At 36.4% G+C, this 17675-nt stretch carries 17 protein-coding genes and 1 other annotated feature; of the genes, 15 read left to right on the top strand and 2 right to left on the bottom strand.

Going from position 1 to position 17675, the window contains the following annotated elements; genetic code table 11:
- The first annotated feature begins 117 nt into the window (after nucleotides 1-117).
- The 7 genes from mltG (at nucleotide 118) to KHY58_RS02235 (ending at nucleotide 8682) form a co-directional block, all read left to right on the top strand.
- Nucleotides 118-1551 carry an endolytic transglycosylase MltG gene (gene mltG / locus KHY58_RS02265; RefSeq protein WP_118091345.1) on the top strand — a complete coding sequence of 478 codons (1434 nt, stop codon included), beginning with the start codon at nucleotides 118-120 and terminating at the stop codon, nucleotides 1549-1551.
- Nucleotides 1552-1574: 23 nt separating this feature from the next.
- Entirely contained in the window at nucleotides 1575-2183 is a 609-nt protein-coding gene (locus tag KHY58_RS02260) for an O-methyltransferase (protein ID WP_004697053.1), read from the top strand.
- Nucleotides 2183-3427, top strand: coding sequence for a peptidase U32 family protein (locus tag KHY58_RS02255; protein WP_118091344.1), 1245 nt, complete (start codon nucleotides 2183-2185; stop codon nucleotides 3425-3427). Before KHY58_RS02260 ends, KHY58_RS02255 begins: the two co-directional genes overlap by 1 nt.
- A gap of 3 nt (nucleotides 3428-3430) precedes the next feature.
- Nucleotides 3431-3706: a DUF4911 domain-containing protein gene (locus KHY58_RS02250; protein ID WP_118091343.1), complete on the top strand. Its 276-nt coding sequence runs from the start codon at nucleotides 3431-3433 to the stop codon at nucleotides 3704-3706.
- A gap of 101 nt (nucleotides 3707-3807) precedes the next feature.
- Nucleotides 3808-4797 (top strand): hypothetical protein, encoded by a 990-nt coding sequence (locus KHY58_RS02245; protein ID WP_118091342.1) that lies wholly within the window; start codon nucleotides 3808-3810, stop codon nucleotides 4795-4797.
- A gap of 239 nt (nucleotides 4798-5036) precedes the next feature.
- Nucleotides 5037-5269, top strand: a binding site (T-box leader).
- Between the two features lie 141 nt (nucleotides 5270-5410).
- Complete coding sequence (gene thrS / locus KHY58_RS02240) at nucleotides 5411-7321, top strand: threonine--tRNA ligase (RefSeq protein ID WP_118091341.1); 1911 nt, start codon at nucleotides 5411-5413, stop codon at nucleotides 7319-7321.
- A gap of 155 nt (nucleotides 7322-7476) precedes the next feature.
- A complete protein-coding gene (locus KHY58_RS02235) occupies nucleotides 7477-8682 on the top strand; it encodes an MFS transporter (protein ID WP_278471754.1) in 1206 nt (401 codons plus the stop codon).
- Nucleotides 8683-8846: 164 nt separating this feature from the next.
- Here KHY58_RS02235 and KHY58_RS02230 read toward each other — a convergent pair whose 3' ends face one another.
- Entirely contained in the window at nucleotides 8847-10340 is a 1494-nt protein-coding gene (locus tag KHY58_RS02230; RefSeq protein WP_278471752.1) for a DASS family sodium-coupled anion symporter, read from the bottom strand.
- Nucleotides 10341-10804: 464 nt separating this feature from the next.
- Here KHY58_RS02230 and infC point away from each other — a divergent pair, with 464 nt between their 5' ends.
- The 5 genes from infC to KHY58_RS02205 all read left to right on the top strand — a co-directional run bounded on the left by infC (nucleotide 10805) and on the right by KHY58_RS02205 (nucleotide 13544).
- Nucleotides 10805-11323: a translation initiation factor IF-3 gene (infC, locus tag KHY58_RS02225; protein WP_038150291.1), complete on the top strand. Its 519-nt coding sequence runs from the start codon at nucleotides 10805-10807 to the stop codon at nucleotides 11321-11323.
- A gap of 20 nt (nucleotides 11324-11343) precedes the next feature.
- Nucleotides 11344-11541 carry a 50S ribosomal protein L35 gene (rpmI, locus tag KHY58_RS02220; protein WP_004696338.1) on the top strand — a complete coding sequence of 66 codons (198 nt, stop codon included), beginning with the start codon at nucleotides 11344-11346 and terminating at the stop codon, nucleotides 11539-11541.
- 46 nt (nucleotides 11542-11587) lie between these two features.
- On the top strand, nucleotides 11588-11938 hold the full coding sequence (gene rplT / locus KHY58_RS02215) for a 50S ribosomal protein L20 (RefSeq protein ID WP_004696335.1): 351 nt from the start codon (nucleotides 11588-11590) through the stop codon (nucleotides 11936-11938).
- A 142-nt stretch (nucleotides 11939-12080) separates the two neighbouring features.
- Nucleotides 12081-12635, top strand: coding sequence for a hypothetical protein (locus tag KHY58_RS02210; RefSeq protein WP_004697253.1), 555 nt, complete (start codon nucleotides 12081-12083; stop codon nucleotides 12633-12635).
- 267 nt (nucleotides 12636-12902) lie between these two features.
- Complete coding sequence (locus KHY58_RS02205; RefSeq protein ID WP_038125449.1) at nucleotides 12903-13544, top strand: PdaC/SigV domain-containing protein; 642 nt, start codon at nucleotides 12903-12905, stop codon at nucleotides 13542-13544.
- Nucleotides 13545-13666: 122 nt separating this feature from the next.
- Here KHY58_RS02205 and KHY58_RS02200 read toward each other — a convergent pair whose 3' ends face one another.
- The gene (locus KHY58_RS02200; protein WP_038125447.1) at nucleotides 13667-13903 is read right to left on the bottom strand and encodes a hypothetical protein; all 237 of its coding nucleotides are present in this window, start codon (nucleotides 13901-13903) and stop codon (nucleotides 13667-13669) included.
- A 111-nt stretch (nucleotides 13904-14014) separates the two neighbouring features.
- Here KHY58_RS02200 and KHY58_RS02195 point away from each other — a divergent pair, with 111 nt between their 5' ends.
- The 3 genes from KHY58_RS02195 to KHY58_RS02185 all read left to right on the top strand — a co-directional run bounded on the left by KHY58_RS02195 (nucleotide 14015) and on the right by KHY58_RS02185 (nucleotide 17590).
- Nucleotides 14015-15235, top strand: a complete 1221-nt coding sequence (locus KHY58_RS02195; protein ID WP_008601304.1) for a hypothetical protein — start codon at nucleotides 14015-14017, stop codon at nucleotides 15233-15235.
- A 182-nt stretch (nucleotides 15236-15417) separates the two neighbouring features.
- Complete coding sequence (locus KHY58_RS02190) at nucleotides 15418-15906, top strand: type I restriction-modification system subunit M N-terminal domain-containing protein (protein ID WP_101928392.1); 489 nt, start codon at nucleotides 15418-15420, stop codon at nucleotides 15904-15906.
- 142 nt (nucleotides 15907-16048) lie between these two features.
- Nucleotides 16049-17590, top strand: a complete 1542-nt coding sequence (locus KHY58_RS02185; protein ID WP_278471748.1) for a protein kinase domain-containing protein — start codon at nucleotides 16049-16051, stop codon at nucleotides 17588-17590.
- The last annotated feature ends 85 nt before the right edge of the window (nucleotides 17591-17675 follow it).

Genomic DNA, 17675 nt, shown 5'->3' with positions numbered 1-17675 from the left:
TAATATATTGCATAAAATGGAATAAGTGGAATCATTGCCCTTTTATATAGGGGAAATATAGAGTTTATGGTATAATGAATTGATATACTGTTATGTTACAGAAAGGAACTCAACAACGTGAGAAAAGCCTTAAGATATATTTTGATCCTAGTTATTGTAGGTATATTAATTATTGGTGGAGGCCTTGGTGCATTGTACTTTGTACCGAATACCTTTGCTCAAGATGATGGAACACAAGTAGTCGTTATAGAAAAAGGTCAAACGGGTACTGAAATTGCAGATATGCTTTTTGAAAGGGGGCTAATTCGCTCAACTCAGGGCTTTAAGCTCTGGTTATACTTGAGTGGCACCAATGATAAGCTTCAAACTGGCCATTATCAAATACCTAATAAGGTAACTGTGCGTGAACTCATTTCCTTATTACAAGAAGGTCATGTAGAATCTATTCGTATTACAATTCCAGAAGGATATACAGTTGGTGATATTGCTATCGTTCTTGAAAAGAATCAAATTATGAAGGCGAAGGACTTCTTAGCTGAAGCTAAGACCTATGTACCATACCCTTATATGAAAGGCACAAAACCTGCCACATATCCTGTAGAAGGCTTCTTGTTCCCAAGTACGTATGAAATCCCCGTAGGTGCTACGCCTCGTGATGTTATTCAAATGATGGCTGACGAAATGAATCGTTACCTTACACCAGCTGTGAAGAAACAAATTCAAGCTCAACATATGAGTATTCATGACTTTGTAACCTTGGCATCTATCGTTGAACGAGAATCTTTATTTGATGCAGACCGTCCAACTATTGCAGGGGTATTCAAAAAGCGTTTAGCTCATGGTATTCCATTGCAATCTGATGCGACTATTTCCTATGTACTTGGCTATGCGAAAGAAAATGTAACAATTGGTGATACACAATTGCAAAGCCCGTATAATACATATGTATCTAAAGGTTTACCACCAGGACCAATTGCAAACCCTGGTAAAAAAGCTCTAGATGCGGTATTACATTCTGAAAATACAGATTATTTATACTTCGTAGCAGATAAAGAAGGGCATAATCACTTCTCTAAATCATACGAAGAACATTTAGCAGCGGTTAATAAAATTTATGGTGCTGATACGGTAAAAAATTCTTCTGCTAATACGGAAGTAGCCGCACAAGCTGGTCCTAACTATGACGTAGCAGTAGCGACTACAGAGCCTAATTATAATTATAGTTCTGCAGAAGCGGTGGAAGCAGATTCTCAATATGTTGACGTAGAACCTAGTTATAAATACACACCAACTACAGTTCCAGCAGCTGAGATTCCAGATCCTGTACCAGGTTCAACACAAAATCAATCATCGACGCAAGTCACGCCGGCTGCTCCATCCTATGGAAATAATACAAATAACAATACGTATGTACCAACGACGACACCTGTACCTGAATCGATGCAAAATGTGATTCCTAATGCACAACAAGTACCACAAATTCAGGTAGAACCTGCAAATCCTGCTGAACGCTCTACGTTGGTAGTTCCTAGTGGTACTAACAATAGATAATGTAGGAGATTTAATCTACTTTCATGACATTAAATGATATTTTAAATGAACAGCGTATTTACGCGATGATTAATGATGTGCCGATTTTACGAGAATCTGAGGTTCATCTATTTGAAGAATTAATAGGTTTGTACCGGCCCACCTCTGTGTTAGAGGTGGGCACCGCCATTGGTTACTCCGCTTTGTTGATGGCTCCGCTACTTGACGAGGAAGAGGGGCATATTACATCCATTGAACTGGATGATGTGCGTCACGAAATGGCGAAATACTATATTAACCAATCCGATTATGCCGATAACATTACATTGCTGAAAGGCGATGCATCTCAAGTCTTAACGGAACTCACAGGCGAATATGATCTAGTGTTTTTAGATGGTCCAAAGGGGCAATATTTAAAACAACTTGAACTTATTCTGCCACATGTGAAAGAAGGGGGCGTCATTCTTGCAGATAATGTACTCTTTAGAGGCTATGTAAGGGGCGATAAGGAACCACCAAAACGGTTCAAAACTATCGTAAAACGGTTACAAGAATACTTAACATATGTTGAAAATAAAGAATTGTTTAACACTACTATTTACCCAATGGGTGATGGTATGAGTGTGAGTGTGTGGAAAGGGCACAACAAATAATGGCAGAACATTTTATGGAATTGCTTTGTCCTGCAGGTAATATGGACAAGCTTAAAATGGCTATCCGCTATGGGGCGGATGCCGTATATTGCGCAGGCAAACGTTTTGGCTTGCGCGCAGGTAACTCTAATTTCTCTGATGAGGAATTAAAGGAAGCTGTAGAATTTGTACATGCACATGGCAAAAAGATTCATGTTACATGTAATATCATTCCTCACAACGAGGACTTTGAAGGTTTAGAGGACTATTTGAAATTTCTTGAAAGCATTGGTGTTGATGCTATCATCGTTGCAGACATGGGGATTTTTAGCCTTGCTAAGCGCGTGGCTCTAGGTTTAGAACTTCACGTAAGTACACAAGCTTCTACTACAAATTGGCATACAGTTCAAATGTGGAAAGAACTTGGTGCCACACGTGTTGTAGCGGCTCGCGAAGTATCCTTAGCAGACCTTAAAGAAATGAAGGATCATGTAGATATTGAAATTGAGTCCTTCGTACATGGTTCTATGTGTATTTCTTACTCTGGTCGCTGCTTATTGTCTAACTATATGACAGGTAATCGTGATGCTAACCGTGGTCAATGTTCTCAATCTTGTCGATGGAAATATTCTCTTGTGGAATCTAATCGACCTGGTGAATATTACCCAATCGAAGAAGATGAACATGGCACGTATATCTTTAACTCTAAAGACTTGTGCTTAATTCACCGCATTCCAGATTTATATGAAGCTGGTATTGATAGCCTTAAAATCGAAGGTCGCATGAAATCCGTTCACTACTGTGCCACAGTGGCAAAAGTATATCGCACAGCGATTGATACATACCTTAAAGAAGGTAAAGATTGGTACGTTCGTCCAGAATGGATTGCTGAATTAGAAAAGATTTCCCATCGCCCTTATACAGACGGCTTTGCTGAAGGTCGCCCTGATGAAACAGCGCAAAACTATGGTAAATCTACGAATACTCAAAGCCATGACTTCATCGGTTTAGTTATGGGCTACAATGAAGAAGAAAAATACGTTGATCTTGAACAACGTAATAACTTCAAGGTAGGCGAAAAGGTAGAATTCTGCCAGCCAAAAGGAGAACTCGTTGAAACTGTTATCGAAAAAATGACAGATGAAGACGGCAATCCTATCGATGTAGCACCTCATGCACAAATGAAAGTACGCATTTATATGGATACACCTCTTGAACCGTATTCCATGATGCGCCGTGAGTGCAAATCTAAAGAAGATGAATAGTTTATGAGCAGTACACCCTTAGAGCCGAGTAAATCAATTGGTGCATTTCCAGATATACCCGATTTAACCACCTCTGGAGAAGAAGCGTATGTGTACTTTCACATTGATCCTAAGCATACGAATTTTATCAATCGCATCATTGAAGGCTATGAATATTTAGGTGTTATGACCTCTGTAGATGCGAGTGGGCGGTGTATGTTGCGCTGCACACCATCTACAAGGCCCTTGGCGCTTGAAGTATTGAGTAGTTTATCCAACTATGTCACTATAGAAGATTAAGTATAATTTTGATTGTAAATCATATGAGGGAATTTTATGACTATATTAGATTTACAATTACATCAAATGTATACGAATTGTAGAGAAATGAGAGTATATCTATGAAAAAATCTATTTTGAAACGCACATTATTAACAGCTTGCCTTGGAGTATCGATGGCAGGTGTAGCTATGGCGGGTCCTGTAGGTCCTGTAATCATTCCTCAAGCAGGAGATGTGGTTGTTATCAACCATGGTCCTGATATGACTTTCACAGGGAATATCAATTTTGATGTGGAAAGCCAAACTAACAACAATTTACAAATTGGCTCTACTGTGATTCCTAATGTAGTATATGGTGCGGCATTCAATAAATCTGGTGCACCAGATACCATCATCCCGGCTCAAACCTATGTATATGTAGGCACAAAAGACGGGGCGAATGCTTTCACAGAAGCTAGCGATGCAGACAAAAAAGGCGCAAGCTGGAATGTGGAAACATTGAAGAAAACTAAATCTGGCGATGTACAATTGGCGAGCCGTGGCGTTCCTGAAAAACCGTTGGCTAATCAAGTAGCGACCATTAAAGATTCCATTATGCTTAGCGCTGTAGACCTCAGTACAACAGAGGTGGGACGCAATAGCAAGGGCATTTTATACATGACCGTTCCTAAGGAATTGAAATTGACTGCTGACACAGGTATTCCTGATGACGTGCGCGAAACGATGCCAGCCATGTTCCGCGGCAAGATGGGTGACTCCCTCATGGTAAACCTCATGCCTCTAAATGAAGAAGAGAAGCAACAATTAGCGGCAAATCCTCATAATGCAAATGCAATCGTATTTAACCGTGGTATGAACATGGCAAAAATGATTGGTTCCTCTGCGCGCACAAGCAAGGTGTACACATACATGAAGGATCATTATTTGAACCTTGTTATCGTAGCAAAAGATTACGATGATAACGGTGCTCGCGGTAGTGGCGTTATGATGGTATCTAAACAAGATAATTCTAATGATGTACTCTTAACACTTTACAAAGGTCCAGATCTTTCCACTAGCAAATTGGAAAAAGTAATTGGCGCTATGTTGTCTACAAACTTCAAACGCTAATTTACAAATAATGTATATAAAATGGCTCGAGATTCTGATATGTTCCGCTTTCACTGGTTGTCTAGTAAAGGGGGCCATATCATTCTCGGGCCGTTTTCTTTTAAAAATAAATGTATATACGAAAAATAAAGGTGAAGTTTATAGTATATCGTTCTAACAACAATTACAATTTATAGTTCTTATTAAATTTCCAGTTAAACTGTATTGAATTTTTTAATTCTCTATGATACTATAATCTAGTAAAAGTGATGCAAAGGACATGATTCTTTTATCCCTGTGTACCAGAGAGAGGCAGATGCTGGAAATGCCTTACACATATATTAGAGTTACCCCCTTTAAACTGATTTGTCGAACCTAAGTAGGCAAGTACGGCCGCCACCGTTATCGGGCTTAATGAAGTGAATTAACTATACACATATATTCGTATAGGTAGTTAACTAGGGTGGAACCGCGAATGATCTTCGTCCCTTGTTTGTAGGGATAGAGGGTCTTTTTTTATTACCCAATTTCTTCAAGATATTTACTCACTGTATATGTATTGTGTGGTAAGTAGGTCTATTGGGGACAGTGAAAAATCAAAGCTATCCTAGTTTATAAATTGGAGGAAAGAAAAATGGCAGATGTAAAAATCATTTTACCTGATGGTAGTGCAAAGGAATACGCTGCTGGCACTACTCTTGGGGAAGCAGTAAAACAACTATCTAACAGCTTAGCTAAAAAAGTATTAGCTGCAAACGTAAATGGCGAATTAACAGACCTTCGCGAAGAACTTGTAGATGGTTCTGAAGTAGCATTCTTAACATTCGAAGAAGATGGTGGTAAACATACATTGCGCCACACAGCTTCTCATATCTTGGCTCAAGCTGTCAAACGTTTATGGCCTGAAGCTAAATTGGCTATTGGACCCGCTATCGACAAAGGTTTCTACTATGATATCGATATGGAACATACTTTGACTCCAGAAGATTTAGGTAAAATCGAAAAGGAAATGAGCCGCATCGTAAAAGAAAATTTACCGATTACTAAATCCGTTATGCCTCGTCAAGAAGCTATCGAGTTCTTCAAATCTAAAAACGAAGACTACAAGGTAGAATTGATTCAAGACCTTCCTGAAGATGCTGTAATCTCCTGCTACTCTCAAGGCGATTTCATCGATCTTTGCGCAGGACCTCACGTGGCATCCACTGGCAAGGTGAAAGCTTTCAAATTACAAAGCATTGCAGGTGCATACTGGCGCGGCGATGAAAAAAATAAAATGTTGCAACGTATTTACGGTACTGCATTTGAAAAGAAAGAAGAACTTGATGCATACCTTCACTTGCTTGAAGAAGCGGCTAAACGTGACCACCGTAAACTTGGTAAAGAACTTGGCTTGTTTGTTATCAAAGAAGAAGGTCCTGGCTTCCCATTCTTCTTACCAAAAGGTATGGCTCTTCGCAACGAATTAGAAAACTTCTGGCGTGAAGTTCACCATGATTTTGATTATGAAGAAATTCGTACACCTATCATCTTAAGTAAACATTTGTGGGAAACTTCTGGTCACTGGGATCATTACCGTGAAAATATGTACACTACAATCATCGACGATGAAGAATATGCAATTAAACCTATGAACTGCCCAGGTGGTATCTTGGTTTACCAAAACGAAATGCATTCCTATCGTGACTTCCCATTGCGTTACGCTGAACTCGGTCTAGTTCACCGTCATGAATTGTCCGGTGCATTACACGGCTTATTCCGTGTACGTGCGTTCACACAAGACGATGCTCATGTATTCATGTTGCCAGATCAAATGCAAACTGAGTTGATGAAAGTTATCGAATTGTTCGACCGTATCTATAGTCAATTCGGTTTGAAGTATCATGTAGAACTGTCCACTAAACCTGATAATGCAATGGGTGATGACGCAATTTGGGAAGCAGCGACAGAAGCATTGCGTAATGCTATCGAAGCGAAAGGTATTCCATACGTAATCAACCCTGGCGACGGCGCATTCTACGGTCCTAAACTTGACTACCATATCGAAGACTCCTTAGGTCGTACATGGCAATGTGGTACTATCCAATTAGATATGAACTTGCCTGAACGTTTCCAAATTGAATACATTGGTGAAGATGGTCAAAAACATCGTCCTATCATGATTCACCGTGCATGCTTCGGCTCTATGGAACGTTTCATTGGTATCTTAACTGAACATTATGCAGGCGCATTCCCAACATGGATGGCTCCTGTACAAGTTAAAATCTTGCCTATCTCTGAAAAACACGTTGAATATGCTAAAGAATTGGCAAAACAAATGCACCGCGACTATGTACGTGTAGAAGTGGATGATCGCAGCGAAAAAATCGGCTACAAAATCCGCCAAGCGCAAATGGCAAAAGTTCCTTACATGCTTGTTGTGGGTGATAAAGAGGTTGAAGAAGGCACAGTTAACGTTCGTAAACACGGCGGTGATGAATTAGGTTCTGTACCATTCGAAGAATTCTTTAATTCTATTAAGATTGAAATTAAAGAACGTAATTAATTAAATATCTATTGTTTATATTGATAAAAATCCCCCTCACATCTTGCACAATTATGATTAGTCTGTATAATTTATTAGTGGTGAGATTATATGAGGGGGATTTTGTTATTATATTCTCTTTAATTGTTACCTGTGAGTAGCGAAAGGAAATGACTATGAAAGAAGTAAATTCATACGGTTGGAAAGCTGTTATTGGTTCATCTATAGGTTATGCCATGGATGGGTTTGATCTCTTGATTCTCGGCTTTATGCTAACCTTGATTTCGGGGGATTTAGGCTTGACTACTGGTCAAGCAGGTTCACTTGTGACGTGGACCTTGGTAGGTGCTGTAATCGGTGGCTTTATCTTTGGTACCTTGTCAGACAAGTTTGGTCGTGTTCGTGTGTTGACATGGACTATTGTCTTATTTGCTATATTTACTGGTTTATGTGCTTTTGCACAAGGGTATTGGGATCTTCTCATATATCGTACAATTGCTGGCATCGGCCTAGGCGGTGAATTCGGCATTGGTATGGCCTTAGCAGCTGAAGCATGGCCTGCACAACACCGTGCAAAGGCAACAAGCTATGTTGCCATCGGCTGGCAGTTAGGCGTATTGGCCGCAGCACTGTTAACCCCTGTATTACTTCCTTATATTGGATGGCGTGGTATGTTCATGGTTGGCATTATTCCTGCCTTTGTCGCTTGGTTCTTCCGTGCGAAATTACATGAACCAGAAATCTTTGTTCATAGTAAAGAAACTAAGGAACATTCCCATACAAACTCATTCAAGTTATTAGTAAAAGATGTAAGAACTACAAAGACCTCTATAGGTGTTGCTGTTTTAACATCTGTTCAAAACTTTGGTTATTACGGTATTATGATCTGGTTGCCTAACTTCTTGAGTAAGCAATTAGGTTTTTCTCTTACAAAATCGGGTCTGTGGACTGCCGTTACCGTATGTGGTATGATGCTTGGCATTTGGTTATTCGGACGATTGGCGGATAAAATTGGTCGTAAACCAACATTTATCTTGTTCCAAGTATGTGCTGTGGCATCTATCTTGATTTACTCTCAACTATCTGATCCAACAGCTATGCTATTTGCTGGCGCTATTCTAGGGGCCTCTGTAAATGGCATGATGGGTGGCTACGGTGCCTTAATGGCAGAAGCTTATCCAACAAGTGCTCGCGCAACGGCTCAAAACGTATTATTTAACATCGGTCGAGCTGTAGGTGGCTTTAGCCCAATGGTAGTAGGTATGATTATCTCAATGTACTCGTACCAAGTGGCAATTGCATTCTTGGCGATTGTCTATGTAATCGATATATTGGCAACCGTGTTCTTAATTCCTGAACTTAAAGGTAAGGAATTAGAATAGATAATTATTTGTGAAAGCTTTACATTGAAAAGAATATAGACGTTTTATATTGAAACTTATATAAAAATCAAGAGGCTCTGTCATAAGACAGAGCCTCTTATAGTATGTTTAATTTAAAATATTAGAATTATTTAGAGTGTTTGGTCTATTTAGAATATTTAGACTTACGCAATTCCAATCCAGTGCCAGTATGTAAGTGCAAATACGAGCATCATGATATAGCCGATGATGGTTAATGGAATGCCTGTAGTCATAAATGTTTTTACATCGAATGTATCTGTACCATAAGCTACCATGCCTTGTGGAGAGTTTACTGGTAGTACCAGACCGAAGCAGATTGCATATTGCATGAGCATTGTTACGCCAAGTGGATTAAGTCCTTCTGCAGAATGTCCCATAACGATGGATATTACGATAGGAATCATGGCAGAAGAGAGAGCTGTAGCTGATGCAAATCCAAGATGGATTAAAATCAGGAAGGCGGCCATAATAGCAATTAAAAGGAACACGCTTGCCGTTTCAAGGGAAAAGGCATTTACAAATACCTGTGCGAGCCAAGTAGCAGCTTTTGTTTTAAGTAATACAGAGCCAAGACCGATACCAGCCCCAAACATGACAATCGATCCCCAGTCGATATTTGGTTGTGCAAACTTCCAGTCCATAATGCCAATTTTAGGGAAGAAGAATAAGGCAATTGCAATAATCGTAGTTGTTGTGGTATCGATAGAGTGTAGTTTACCCCCTGTTGCCCACAATGCTAATAAACCAATAGAGATGCATAATAGTTTCTTTTCATCAAATGACATGGGACCGATTTCTTTGCGCATTTTAGCGAGTTGGACATCACCGCCAACGAGCTCTTTAAACTCTGGTTTAATAAAAGCTTGCGTTACAAAGTAGGTAATGATAGCCATAATTATGGAGAACGGTGCAGCTGCTGTGAGCCAATCAATCCAACTTACCGATGTGTTCATCTGTGTTTGCATAAACCCAACAGCTACGAGGTTTTGAGCGGCAGCTGTTTGAATCATAATATTCCAAAATGTATCTGCTTGTATGGCACCTACCATGAGTAGGGCTGCTACACGGCTTTTACGTTCAATACCTAAGTTTTCGACGATACCGATAATAATTGGAGCCAAACAAGCAATACGAGCCGTTGCACTTGGTACAAAGAAGGCGAGAATAAGGCCTGTAATAATAACACCTAAATAAATGCGGCTAACCTTTGTACCTACACTAGATAATACGAGCATGGCTATGCGACGATCGAGACCTGTTTTACGCATGGCTACGGAAATAAACATAGCGGCACCCACGAGAATCATCGCAGGAGAAGAATAACCTGAAATAATTAGTTTCAAGGCATTGGCTGTGCCCATAGTTTTCGCTGGCGCTTCTGGATTTGGAGAGAAGCCTAGTAATAAGGCAGTGAGTGCCGTAATCATGGTCGCACTTACCGGATAGGATACAGCCGATGTCATCCACAAGATGATAGCAAAGGCGAGGACACCAATCATGCGATGACCACCGGTAGATAATGTTTCTGGCGTAGGCAATAATAAAATACTACCTAGAACAATAAAGGCGAGAATAAGGCCAATATTTTGAACTGTTGTACGAGCCTTTTGCGGAGGCGAACTAGTTGTTACACTCATGATAAAACCCCTTTCAGTTTGTGTAATACCTATTACTGTATAATACCTAGTTAGATAATGTTTAGTTAGATAATGTTTAGTTAAATAATATCTAGTTAGATAATACCTATTTAGATAATACCTATTTAGGTAGAATATATTATATATATTATTGTATCGTATTTTTTCTATAGAATTAATAATTATATTATAGAAATATTGTATACATAAAGGGGGATAGGTGTCAGTAAGTATACCTATATACAGAACTTATAATCTCTGTTATACTGTAAGAGTTGTAATAATAAATTGCTGAGAGCAACTTAAGATTGTTGTTGACTTTCATTATCTAATTTGTTATTATAATTAAGTGATTTATGAAGCAGAGGCCATCCGCCACTCACCTAATACCAAGAAGTATGAGGTTAATATAGAGAATTCTATTCGGATGGTGTTTGCCGTCCGTTTTTTTTATTCTCTTGGAGGTGAACGCTATTAGCAAGGATACACCACGCATTAATGAAGAGATTCGTGCTCGTGAACTTCGTGTCGTAGGTCCTGAAAACGAACAAATCGGTATTATGTCTGGCCGTGAGGCTTTGGCATTGGCTGAAGAACAGCATCTTGATCTTGTGGAGATTGCGCCTAACGCTAAACCACCAGTAGCTCGCATTATGAACTACGGTAAATATCGTTATGAACAACAAAAACGGGAGAAAGAAGCGAAAAAGAAACAAAAAATCGTAACTTTGAAAGAAGTCAAATTACGTCCACATATTGAAGACCATGACTTTTACGTAAAAATGAAAAACGCATCCAAATTCTTGGGTGAAGGTAACAAAGTAAAAGTAACCATTATGTTCCGCGGTCGTGAACTTTCACATCCAGAACTAGGCATGGCAGTGTTGACACGTTTTGCTGAAGAACTCAAAGAAACGGCGTCTATTGAAAAAGCAGCTAAATTAGAAGGTCGTAACATGACCATGATTTTAGTAAGTAAATAAGGTATTGGGAGGATTATATTATGCCAAAAATTAAAACTCGTCGCGCAGCGGCTAAACGTTTCGCAGTAACTGGTACTGGTGAATTCAAGCGTGCGAAAGCTTTCAAAAGCCACATTCTTGAGAAAAAATCTCCAGCTCGTAAACGTAATTTACGTAAAGCTACATTGGTTGCAAAAGCTGACCACAAACGCGTAGCTAAATGCTTACCATACGCTTAATCGTTAACTATTAGATCGATACATCGTAATTTAGGAGGAATATACAATGGCAAGAGTGAAAAAGGGCGTTACAGCTCATGCACGTCATAAAAAGATTTTAAAATTAGCTAAAGGTTACCGCGGTACACGTTCCCGTTTGTTCAAAAAAGCTAACGAAACAGTAATGAAAGCGTTGTACTACGCTCGTCGTGACCGTCGTGCGAAAAAACGCGAATTCCGTCAATTGTGGATTGCTCGTATCAACGCAGCGGCTCGCATCAACGGTACAACTTACAGCCGTTTCATCGCTGGCTTAGCTAAAGCAGGCGTTGAAGTGAACCGTAAAATGTTGGCTGACTTGGCAGTTAACGATGCAGCAGCATTCGCTAAACTTGTTGAAGTAGCTAAAAACGCTTAATAGTATAACCATATACATTGAGGACTCTCTTTGGAGGGTCCTTTTTTATGTGGTGAAAGTAATAGATTATCAATATTTTTATAATATGATATCCTATACATATAATGTGTGTGATAAATATTGAAAGAGGGGAATTAAAATAATGAAAAAGTTATTTTCTATGTTATTGTTAGTATGTATAGTAATACCATTACAGATCCAAGCTATATCGATGGAAGCAATTAAAAATGATAAGAACAATGTTCCTATTCTTACAGGAAAAAATGCTATTACGTATTTTGTAGATAAAAGTTCCATTAAAAGAGTAGAAGAGAATGAGTTTATTTATAAAGCACAGGCCGTTGTATATGAGGTTGAAAATAATAATAGTCGTAGAACTAATTCATATATTCACAAGGTTTTAGTTACTTATCGTTATGATATAAACCATTCTGTAGCCAGCGTATTACGTACTCCACAGTATGCACAAGACTATTCACTTCTTATATATGCTAAACAAGCTAGCTCTGGTATGAAATTAACAATAAATAGTGTGGAAGATTTTAATTATGAAGGTGTGGCTTTAGGTAATTTCGGCAATATTCCAGAACAATACGTTGATGTAGCTTTGCATGATCCTAAATATGTTGTAGGTAACTATATCTTTAAAGAAGCTTATGGTACAACTTTTGAAAATATGACTCTTCATAAGAAATAAGATAAATGAGTTTATGGAAGTAGCTAAAAACGCTTAATAGCATAATAATACAGATTAAGGACTCTCTTTGGAGGGTCCTTTTTGTATGGTAAAAGTATGATATAGCTACATTTATATTTTAGTGTAAAATACTAAATCGTTTTGGCTGTTTTATAAAGTGAAATAAACTATCAAAAAAGTAAAATATAAAAGAGGAGTTTTATTATAGCTTGTAGAACTAACATAGTAATAAACCTATTTAAGGTGCTTGTAAAAGGAGGCATTATTATGGGAATCTTTAAAAAGCTATGTATGACCTCTATGTTAGGTGTTATGTTAACTGTACCAACGTATGCAACTGTTGTTACAGGCAGTCAATCAGATGTAAATTTAGATTTAAAGTATCCTTTAGTTTATACAGAACATGCTTATGCTCAAAGAGTTATTAATACAGATATTGCAAATTATGTACTCGAAGCAAAGGATATGTATTACAACCAACATATTTATCAAGTTTCTCAAAACTATAAGGTTACCTATGAGGATAGTCAAGTTGTTTCAATCCTACTAACTACCTATTATTACTACGCCGGAGCTGCTCATGGTATGTATAATACAAGAGGTCTTGTATATAATAAAGTAACAGGTCAACGCATTCCATTATATAACTATATAAAAATTGCGAATGCAGCACAATTGGATAACGGTTTACGATCCCATGTATTAAGTTATTATACAGGTAATCATATAAAGAGCTATATTCCAAGTGGATGGAGTGTAAAATATGTAACCGATAACTATTGCTTACGTGGTAAGGGGAACATTGATCTAGTTTACCAACCATATGAACTAGGACCGTACGCAGCTGGTAATACCTATATTGGTTTTACACCAAAAGCCATTGAATACTTTAACAGAATGAACTCCTGATAAAAGTATGTTGCTATATTGATCCTAACTGTATTTTGATGAATTAAATAGTATTCTTGTAATATACGACAAAAGCCTATAGTACATTTTTAGTACTATAGGCCTTTATCGTATTTACCATATTATCTTCTAAATCCGCCGCATCCTCTAGTATTAGAGTTTGGACCGCAATAATTTTGGTTGTTATTGGTGCCTGGTGCATAGTTAGTATTGTTCGTATTGTTATCGGAGTTGTATTGTGTGTTAGTGTTGCAATTGTACTGAGAGTTATTGCATACATAATCGTAAGCAAATCCAGTAGATACAACAGCGGTTACGGCTAAAGCAGTCATGATGAGTATACGTTTTGTAAATTTCATAGTAATTACCTCCTTGTTCCTATATTTATATTATACTACTATGAGTCAAATAAAATATGATATTCTATATATATAATATTGGGGAGACATTATGTGAAAGGATGAGAGTTTATGATGAAACGTGCGTTAATGGCTGCACTATGTTTTAGTTTTGTGACATTAGGTAGCCAAGCAATTGATATTAATATACCAGGTGCGGATCCTACAATATCGAAGGATGCATATCAGAATTATCGTAAGACTGGTAATGAAGTCCAAAAGACTGAAAATATTATAGCTAATCAGATACGAGATGAATATGCTAATAATATGTCTAAAAAATGGACACTAGATGAGTTGCTATACTTTACAAAAGAATTGTATCATTCTACAAAACAGTCTTCTTCTGTTTTTATTCTTAAGGATAATGGGGCAAATATCAAATTTACTTTGCCAGAGAGTAGCCAGTTCGGTAAAACTATAAAAGGGGATCCATTAACTACAGATATTAAAAAAGGGAATTTTCGTTTAATTGAGGGCAACCTACATTATACTATTCGTAAGAGTGGTGAAAGCCAAGCTAAGGAAAATTCGTTCTCGTATCCTACTGTTAGAAATGCTACATGGGAGATTGGGCAGACTAAAAGTGGAGCTTTAGAAGGGGCTATTAACTTTGGTGTGAAATCTGATTCTTCGCTGTCTTATTATATTAGTTATGATTTGATTAAGAAAAAGGAACTAGAACTATTAAAGACACATGATCAGGAGTACGTGTATAAAGAGCTAATGTCACCATTAGTTAATTATGTACTACCTTCAATTGAACCAGCAAAACAAATACTTTCAAAAACAAAACCAATAACTATTAATGGATTCACGTTCCAAACGTTAAAATCAAGTGATTTAGTGTATCATGGCCCTGATAATGATGCAATTTATATCTATGATGGTAAAAAATATCGTGAAGGTATTATGGTGAGAGAATTAAAACCGGAAGAGTTGGCTAATCATCATCAAATTAATTATAAATTGATACGATTCTTCATTATGTATAAGCCATATTCTGATTTTAAGCCAATTCAATACGCAACAGTTTGGAATGATGCTACTCCTGCTATGTATATGGAAGTTGAACGATCTGCATCTAGAATGTACATTCAATCACTATATGATGATAAATATTTATATACTCACTTTATAATGGCCGATTTAGAGTATAAAACACCATCAAAAGACTTACGCGATATAGTTCAATATGTAGACAATGCAAATGACAAAGATAAATACGCTAAAAGCCAAGCTGGAATGGGAGCTATGCCTAAAGGTATATATGAAAACTCATCTGTAAAATAAGGGGAAAATAGTAAACCTCACATATAATCTTGACTTGATTCTAAATTTAATTTATGAAAATATATATGTAAGTTTTACCACATATAAATACTATTACTCTAGTAAAGTGTTTATATGTGGCATTTTTTGTAGTAGAATAAAATTAATTACTATGAATAAATCATGAAAAGTTAGGAGATATTATGGGTGCCGAATTAAATCAAAAATTATTTAGTGCTGCTGATAGTTTACGCGGTAAGATGAGTGCTGATCAATATAAGGATTATCTCTTGGGATTAATATTCTATAAATATTTATCCGATAAATTATTGGAATCGACAGTTGTTAAAGCTTATAAATCTCTTGATGATATTGATACACATGTAATAGATAAAGATAGTAATTTATTGAAAATTAAACGAGAATACTTTACTAAGGCATATGATTCTATTGTTGAAGACTTTGCTTCAATGTGGTGTGTTGATGTAGATGAACTCATGGTATCTGTAAATCAATCTACAGCTGGTGAGGATATATATAACAAAAATCGTATAGTAGGTAGTGCTGACTATCCCGTATATGTACAACAACACCCTGATTCCGATCCATTTTCATACCCTCAACATATGATAGAAGCATGGAAAGTGTGTTTGTTTGAAGAAGTTATTCCATTGAGAGATGAGTTGAAATAATAGAGTTTAATTAACATTGGTTAAATAATAAAATATTAGTAGTTTTGTCCATATATGGTCAGGAAAGTTAAAAAATAGTATTAGACACCATATTGTGTCTAATACTATTTTTTATAAATATTATAAATGTAAAGGTATTAAGATGACATTAAAACATAATTATTCAAAAGAGATTAGTGAATTTATTAAAGCTAATAATAAAAGATTAAATTTGAATTGGGGCACAATCACTGACTTGAATCAATTAGGACAAGGTGGAAGTGGATTAGTTTATTCTGGTAAATATAAAGATTTTGATGTAGTAATTAAATTTTTTAATAAGGAGCTAGAAAGTAGAGATGAAATTAGATTTAAAAATGAATATTTTAAGATACAGTATTTAGAAAATCATGAAAAGATGGGTATTGCTACCTATATTAATTTTGAATGTATTGAGTTTAATGAGCATAAATTTTACTTTTATATTATGAAACATTATAAAGAAACTCTTAAATCTTATATGGACCATTATACTGGTGATAGGGAAAATCTTTTTGAGCAAATCTTAGGTTTCTTTATGAATGCATTAAGACCACTTTATAGATATCAAATTACTCATCGAGATTTAAAACCTGAAAATATATTAATAGATGAAAAAGAGCGTTTTTATTTAGCTGATTTTGGTATTGCTAAATTTATAGATAGTGAGCTAACTAGAGACCATGATCGAATGGCAAATTATAGGTTTTCTGCTCCTGAACAAAAAGAACCTGAGGCATCAAGTAGTATAGCCTCGGATATGTATGCTATTGGACAAATTTTATTTTGGATTTTAGAGAAACATACATATGAAGGAACGATTACAATAAAGGATTACAAAAATCACAGAATTAAACCATTATTACATGCTTTCTTAGCATATGATCCACAAGAGAGACCTAATTCTATTGAGGAGTTAGAAGCTTTAATAAATACAATAGATCAAGATTATAAAGAATATAAATTAAATGAAGAACGTATAAAGTTTGCTGAAAAAGCGATTGATTTAAATCAAGAATATACTGTATTAATACGTAGATGTTATCCACATGCTGACAATAAGATAGTTTATGTTGATAGCTCTGATTATATTGATAGAATTATTCAAATGATAGATATATTTATTAAAGATCAATATAAAAAGCAGAATAACATTTGGTTTAGTACAGGTTATTGGGATCAAGAGCTGATAGGGATTAGATATAAGAAATCAGATAATATCATTCAAATTCAAGTATCACAAAGTAATATTATTGAATTTAGGCTAAAGGGGATATGGTTATTTGCTTCTCCATCAGACTATAACTCTATTATTTGGTTAGATGCTGAACAACTTCCATTTTATTTAATAAATGGTGATGAAAGTTCTTCTATGTCAATAGTCAATGGTAAGTATCATGTAAAAACAGAAGAAACCTATAGTGGATTTTTAGAACTAGGTCCTGGTAGTATTCCGGTTCCAATTATTGATGTGCTTACATACGAACGGTTATTACCATGTGGAAAGAATATTGTTATTGCCCCTAGATTGTCAGCAGCATTATTCAATGATAACATCGATTGTTTAGATAAACTTCAAAACTGTAAAATTGATATTGGTATTCTTGACACTTATTTACGTGAAATAAATAAATATAAGCCAAAAGATTTTTATCATTATCTATAAAAAATGTACTACTTTTATAAAAGCGTTTTAGGAATATTTTAATAAGATAGTTTTTTTATTTGGTATTATAGAACTGATAATTTTT

Origin of the sequence: Veillonella parvula (assembly GCF_018366295.1) — a bacterium.
GTDB lineage: Bacteria > Bacillota > Negativicutes > Veillonellales > Veillonellaceae > Veillonella > Veillonella parvula_P.
Note: the sequence above shows the minus strand (reverse complement) of the source record. Positions and strands in the feature narration are given on the sequence as shown.